The 5,312-nt window shown below is 43.5% G+C and carries 7 protein-coding genes; 2 read left to right on the forward strand and 5 right to left on the reverse strand.

Features of this window, described 5'->3' with window-relative positions; translation table 11 throughout:
- The first annotated feature begins 123 nt into the window (after positions 1-123).
- Positions 124-930, forward strand: a complete 807-nt coding sequence (locus IQ246_RS28680; protein WP_194006681.1) for an inositol monophosphatase family protein — start codon at positions 124-126, stop codon at positions 928-930.
- A 193-nt stretch (positions 931-1,123) separates the two neighbouring features.
- On the forward strand, positions 1,124-1,663 hold the full coding sequence (locus tag IQ246_RS28685; RefSeq protein WP_194006682.1) for a hypothetical protein: 540 nt from the start codon (positions 1,124-1,126) through the stop codon (positions 1,661-1,663).
- A gap of 50 nt (positions 1,664-1,713) precedes the next feature.
- On the opposite strand, the gene IQ246_RS28690 is transcribed toward IQ246_RS28685, so the two are convergent.
- The 5 genes from IQ246_RS28690 to IQ246_RS28710 form a co-directional block, all read right to left on the reverse strand.
- Positions 1,714-2,073, reverse strand: a complete 360-nt coding sequence (locus tag IQ246_RS28690; protein WP_194006683.1) for a cupin domain-containing protein — start codon at positions 2,071-2,073, stop codon at positions 1,714-1,716.
- A gap of 102 nt (positions 2,074-2,175) precedes the next feature.
- Positions 2,176-2,451 carry a hypothetical protein gene (locus IQ246_RS28695; RefSeq protein ID WP_208492345.1) on the reverse strand — a complete coding sequence of 92 codons (276 nt, stop codon included), beginning with the start codon at positions 2,449-2,451 and terminating at the stop codon, positions 2,176-2,178.
- A 180-nt stretch (positions 2,452-2,631) separates the two neighbouring features.
- Positions 2,632-3,702, reverse strand: coding sequence for a chlorophyll synthase ChlG (gene chlG, locus IQ246_RS28700; protein WP_194006685.1), 1,071 nt, complete (start codon positions 3,700-3,702; stop codon positions 2,632-2,634).
- Positions 3,703-3,824: 122 nt separating this feature from the next.
- Complete coding sequence (locus IQ246_RS28705; protein WP_194006686.1) at positions 3,825-4,925, reverse strand: ArsA family ATPase; 1,101 nt, start codon at positions 4,923-4,925, stop codon at positions 3,825-3,827.
- 83 nt (positions 4,926-5,008) lie between these two features.
- Complete coding sequence (locus IQ246_RS28710; protein WP_194006687.1) at positions 5,009-5,200, reverse strand: DUF2862 domain-containing protein; 192 nt, start codon at positions 5,198-5,200, stop codon at positions 5,009-5,011.
- Positions 5,201-5,312: the final 112 nt, after the last annotated feature.

The raw sequence follows: 5,312 nt of genomic DNA on the forward strand, positions 1-5,312 counted from the left end.
GTGTATAAGAGACAGGTATGGGGCATTGGGCATGGGGCATGGGGCATGGGGCATTGGGCATTGGGCATTGGGCATGGGGCATGGGGCGACTGACAAATGACAAATGACAAATGACAATTAACCATGAATGATTTTTGGACAACAATTCTTGATTTTGCCCAAAGTACTACTACCAGGGTGGGAAAGCAATTGATGCAGGATTTTGGGCAGGTGCAGGCTTTGCAAAAAGCTGATGGTAGTTTGGTAACGCAAGCGGATAAATGGGCAGATCAGGAAATTCGGGATGCGATCGCTTCTAATTTCTCTGGTTACGGAATTTTGAGCGAAGAGAGCGATCAGTCATTTCCTGGTACGGAATGGTGCTGGGTAATTGATCCTTTGGATGGTACAACAAACTTTACCCGCGGCATTCCCATCTGGTCAATTTCTCTAGGATTACTGTATAAAGGTACACCTATTTTTGGTTATGTTTATGCGCCGCCATTGGCTCAAGCTTTTCATGGTTTTTGGGCAGGTTCATCTGGGTTAACTGTACCAACAGGGGCATTCCTCAATCACCATCCTATCCACACCAGCGTTGACAGTCCTAGTAACAATCACTTTTTTAACCTCTGTTCCCGCAGCACTGAAATTATCCGAAATGGCTTTCCCTGCAAAATTCGGATGTTGGGTGTAGCTAGTTATAACTTCTTGATGGTTGCTACTGGAGCAACACTAGGTGGTATTGAGGCGACACCAAAAGTTTGGGACTTGGCAGGAGCTTGGGTAATTGTCCAAGCTGCTGGTGGCGTTTGGTTATCGCTCAAATCAGAGCCATTTCCATTGTCACCGGGAGAAGATTATAGCGATCGCTCCTTTCCCACGCTTGCTGTTAGTCGTCCAGAATTGGTTTCAGTCTTTACACCATTTCTCAAAGACGTAAAAATTTAAAGTCCCGCTTTGCTGACTTCAGATAAGTAGTAATTTGTCAACTATATTTTGGGACGTATACTCAGTATTAAGCAGGGGTTAAGTATAAATAAAGTTTATAATAATCCTGAATTGACCGAAATAGCAGTGTAATTACTAATTTACATAGTGTTGTGGTTTCCGTCACACTGCTTGACTTAGTATAAATAACTTTATGTTGTCTAATTTAGATTTAATTAGAGAGTTTGTGCAAAACTCTATCCAAAAAAAAGATATTTTGTTGTCAAACCCTTCTTTGACAGCACAAACAGTATATAAAATTAATCAACTTACCGCTAAAACCGAAGGGGTGATTGCCACTGCTCAATTATCTAACAAAATACCTAAATTCTTGATTCACGCAAACTCATCTCATTGGGAATTATTAAATCAGGTATTAGCAGAATCTAATTATCTTCTCAAAGGAGAAGTAGATAATCGTGGTTTCTATCAATATCAATACTACGAAGTTCCAAAAGGCTATCAGATGCACTGTACTAAATCTGTCTTCCTATGGCGAGCTTGGTGGAAATATCGTAAGTATGCTTTACGACCAGGAATTCCGTTGGAACTTCTGATCAGGACAAGAGAGTCATGGTATCCAATCAGAGATTTAATTATTAGCGATGGACTTCTTTATATCAAAACGTTAGGAAGTGAAATAGCACTTGACTCCAATGACTTGGTTACTTGGTTAAGCAAAGTTGACTGCTAAAAGTGCTGAGATTTTTTCTAGATATTGAAAATATGACAAACTACTAGTTTTTAATAAACTGTTTCATCTTCTTTACGCCATGCTGGATCAACAATACAAATAAATACCAGCGGTTCAATGCCAGAATTACAGATAAATTGCCGCGTATTAGGAGGAATATACACCGCATCTCCTGGCTGAACTATTTGGGTTTCATCATCAATGTGCATTTCTCCGGTGCCAGTGAGAATGTAATAGACTTCTGAGGTAGAGAGGGAGTGTGGTTGAGAGGTTTTTCCTACTGGCAGTATTGCATGAGCCAAACTATAGCGCAATGCCAGTGGTTGCTTATCTGGATGTAGTAGTTCCCGGAGAATGGTGTTATCTCCTGCGATGAATTCAGGACAGTCTTGAAGTTTTTGAATTAGCATCAATCAATTTTTGATTTGAGGTTTTGAATTGGTCAAGGGTCAAGGGTCAAGGGTCATTAATTATTCTCCCTATGCTTCCTCATCTAACCCATCTCTTTTTACTTAGTATAAATAAGGATTTGTTTTCGGTTGATAGTCAATACAGTTGATAGCTTCTTCTGTATTGGCAGTGGAAGGGTGTACGGTGCATTTGAGACGGTAATTGTCCGTAAAAAATTGGCAGCTAGTACAGGGGATTTGATGCATTTGCTTGGCAGTGCTGACACTATCTCGCGCTGCTGTCCAGAGACTCCAAACAACGAGAATAATTAAAGTCCAAGCAACAACAAAGCAAATAGGGACTAAAAATGGTTGAATCCCATGAATGAGAAAAGACATCAGTTCTAACACGGTAAGTTCTGATACAAATTAGGAGTTAAAAGTTATATTAACTCCTAACTCCTCATTCCTAACTTCTAACTACAGAGGTATTAAGTTTAGTGGTGCTGAGACGCGATTAATCGCGTCTGCCTGTAAAAGGGAGTGCTGTTAGGGTAGCGGGGCGTAGCCCGTGCTGAGTTAAATGCCAGCATGACCAAGTGCTAAACCAGTGACGAGCATTCCCAAGACAAGGAACGGTTGGGCGCTGGCTTGGTACTTAACGTCATTACTCACGGGGTCACGCAGGAAATACATATCCTGCAAGGTAATTTGCGGGATGATTAACAGTACGAGAATTGCTGCGTACAAATTCTCATGGATATAGACAAGATAAGCAGCAATCAATCCTTGAAATAAATCAATCATCACTACACAAATCCAAGCGGCAGTGTTGATCCCAAACACGACGGGTAGTGACTGTAATCCTAGCTGGCGATCGCCCTCTACACTCTTAAAATCATTAACAATGGCAATTCCCAATCCCGCTAAGCTATAGAACATTGTCAGAATCACAATTGTGGGACTGAGGTCGCCAAACAAAGCTTGTCCTGTACACCAAGGTAGAGTAATATAACTTGCACCCAAGGCGTAGCTACCCAGCCAGCCGTTTTGCTTGAGTTTCAAGGGAGGCGCAGAATAGATGTAAGCGATGAAAGAACCGATTAAGGCAATTACAGTGATTGTGGGAAATTCATGACCAGCCCACACATCCAGAACAAATGCCAGACCAATACCAGCAATAAGCAATACCCAAATCTGCGTAGTTACTTGGCTTAGAGGAATTGCCCCAGAGGGAATAGGGCGATAGGGTTCATTGATCGCATCGATTTCGCGATCGTAGTAATCATTGAGGATTTGAGTGTAACCTGTCATCAAGGGCCCAGCTAGCAACATACAAGTTGCTGACTTCAGCACATTTTCAAGTGTCCAGATATACTCACCAGAAGAAGCCGCACCGCAGACTACACCCCAAATGAGGGGAATCCAGGTGATGGGCTTCATCAGTTGTAACCGGATTTTCCAAAGGGAAGTTTCCCCTGATGCTGCACCTTTCATACCCAGTAGCTGCCTGGTTTTAGCATTGCGATCGCTTCCAGCGGTGCGTAGCCCATCGCCAATGGCTGTTGCTGGCACACTGGGATTTATTGCTACTGAATCTAGTGACTCAGCAGGGTTGGGATCTGGGGTAATAGGGGTTGATTCAGACATAAGGTGTACTTATTAATAAGGTATTAAGCATTGGGGTTAGGGAAGAGGCTGGAGGCAATAAGGAATAACCTGTACCCTATTGCCTTCTTCAATCCCCAATTCCTATGCACCATTACCGTGACTTAAAACGAAATTATCAAATAACTATTCTGAAACTTTGCTCCAGTAACGGGTCTACCACTCAGGGCAGGGGGTAGGGAGAGATTCCGCCGTTGATCTCCTGCTTCCACTGTGACTTCTGGGCCTTGCTGAGTGAGTTTGACCTGTTTTTTCTCAAATCCTGGCAAAAATAACCGTACCTGGCGATTTTGGATGTCAATTTCAATTGGTCTGGGAGCTTGTACTGCTTGCGCTTCAAAGTTGGGTAGGGCATCTAGCATTGGTTGCCAGTCACCTGTTGGTGAGTCAGGGACGACGCTAACAGGTAGAGGTGCAAATTCCTCTGACAGGTTAACGCTTGTCTCAGACGACACCAAGAGAACACCGCCAACAGTTAGACCGACTTGTTGAGCACTACCCCATAAGTAACGGGTACTTGCTACTTCAATCGGGTCTTGTGTAGTTACCAAAAAAGCAGCAATGCGCTTAGGATCAGCTAAAGCAGCCCTACCTTTTTCTAAGAAATTGTTGGCTTGATTAGTGGGTTGGGCAAAGTTATCTGCCGTCCAGTTGATATTGAAAAAAGTACTGACCAGTGGTTGAATCAGCGGCGATTCCGAAATTGTTTTTCCCAGGTCGGAGTTGACAAACAATTGCCGAAATCGCCGGAAATACCAGCTCAAAGACTCTGGTATTCCCAACGTTCGTAACGTGGAAGCGTCACCTGCGCCATCGTAGACGATCGCATCATATTGGCCACTGGCATCATATTCGCGGATAGCATTCAGGGCAAGAGCGCTGTCCATTCCTGGCAATACTACTAGTTCTTGACCATGAACCTCTTTGAAGATAGGTGTACGGAGGTATTGAGCCTCAAGTTTTTTCACTTCGTCCCAGTTGCGTTCTAGCAATAAAGATGCTTGAAACTGTACAACTTGCAAGTTGGGAGCGATTTGGTGGGGGTCGGGAGTAATTGTAGTACCTAGCAGGATTTGAAATGTTGGTTCTGGATGTCCTGCTAGAAGTACGCGTTTACCTTGGCTTGCCAATAATTTGGCGGCGGCGATCGCAATTTTGGTACGATCAACGCCGCTTTTGCCCAAAAATGTCAATATTAGGGCCATTACTTGATTCCTATTTTCACCGCCGATCTTTTCAACCTTAGCACTCAACAAATACTCTCAGCTTCCGCTTTAAGTTCTCTCTATTACACAGGTTTGATTTCATCTTCAAAAAACCAAGTAGAAAAACCATCATCAAACTGTACTACTACACCGACACCGCCACCATCGGTCACTTTGTAGCCCAAGATGCCACCTACTTGTCCTAGCCTTTTTACAAGGGGGGGAGAGACGCGATCGCGCAAACGAAAGACTTTAACCTTTTGTCCGATTTCCATGCCTACTTACAATTTCAGATAAACCAAGTCTCAGTGTAGCTGAATCTGGGACTCATTAAGTGTCAAATTGGGAATGGGGGATGGGGCATGGGGCATGGGGCATGGGCTGTCT

Source organism: aff. Roholtiella sp. LEGE 12411, from assembly GCF_015206995.1.
Lineage (GTDB): Bacteria > Cyanobacteriota > Cyanobacteriia > Cyanobacteriales > Nostocaceae > Komarekiella.

Bases quoted from the DNA above. Each gene is read 5' to 3' on its own strand.
- IQ246_RS28680 (WP_194006681.1), top strand. From the start codon at position 124: ATGAATGATTTTTGGACAACAATTCTTGATTTTGCCCAAAGTACTACT.
- IQ246_RS28685 (WP_194006682.1), top strand. From the start codon at position 1,124: ATGTTGTCTAATTTAGATTTAATTAGAGAGTTTGTGCAAAACTCTATC.
- IQ246_RS28690 (WP_194006683.1), bottom strand. From the start codon at position 2,073: ATGCTAATTCAAAAACTTCAAGACTGTCCTGAATTCATCGCAGGAGAT.
- IQ246_RS28695 (WP_208492345.1), bottom strand. From the start codon at position 2,451: ATGTCTTTTCTCATTCATGGGATTCAACCATTTTTAGTCCCTATTTGC.
- chlG (WP_194006685.1), bottom strand. From the start codon at position 3,702: ATGTCTGAATCAACCCCTATTACCCCAGATCCCAACCCTGCTGAGTCA.
- IQ246_RS28705 (WP_194006686.1), bottom strand. From the start codon at position 4,925: ATGGCCCTAATATTGACATTTTTGGGCAAAAGCGGCGTTGATCGTACC.
- IQ246_RS28710 (WP_194006687.1), bottom strand. From the start codon at position 5,200: ATGGAAATCGGACAAAAGGTTAAAGTCTTTCGTTTGCGCGATCGCGTC.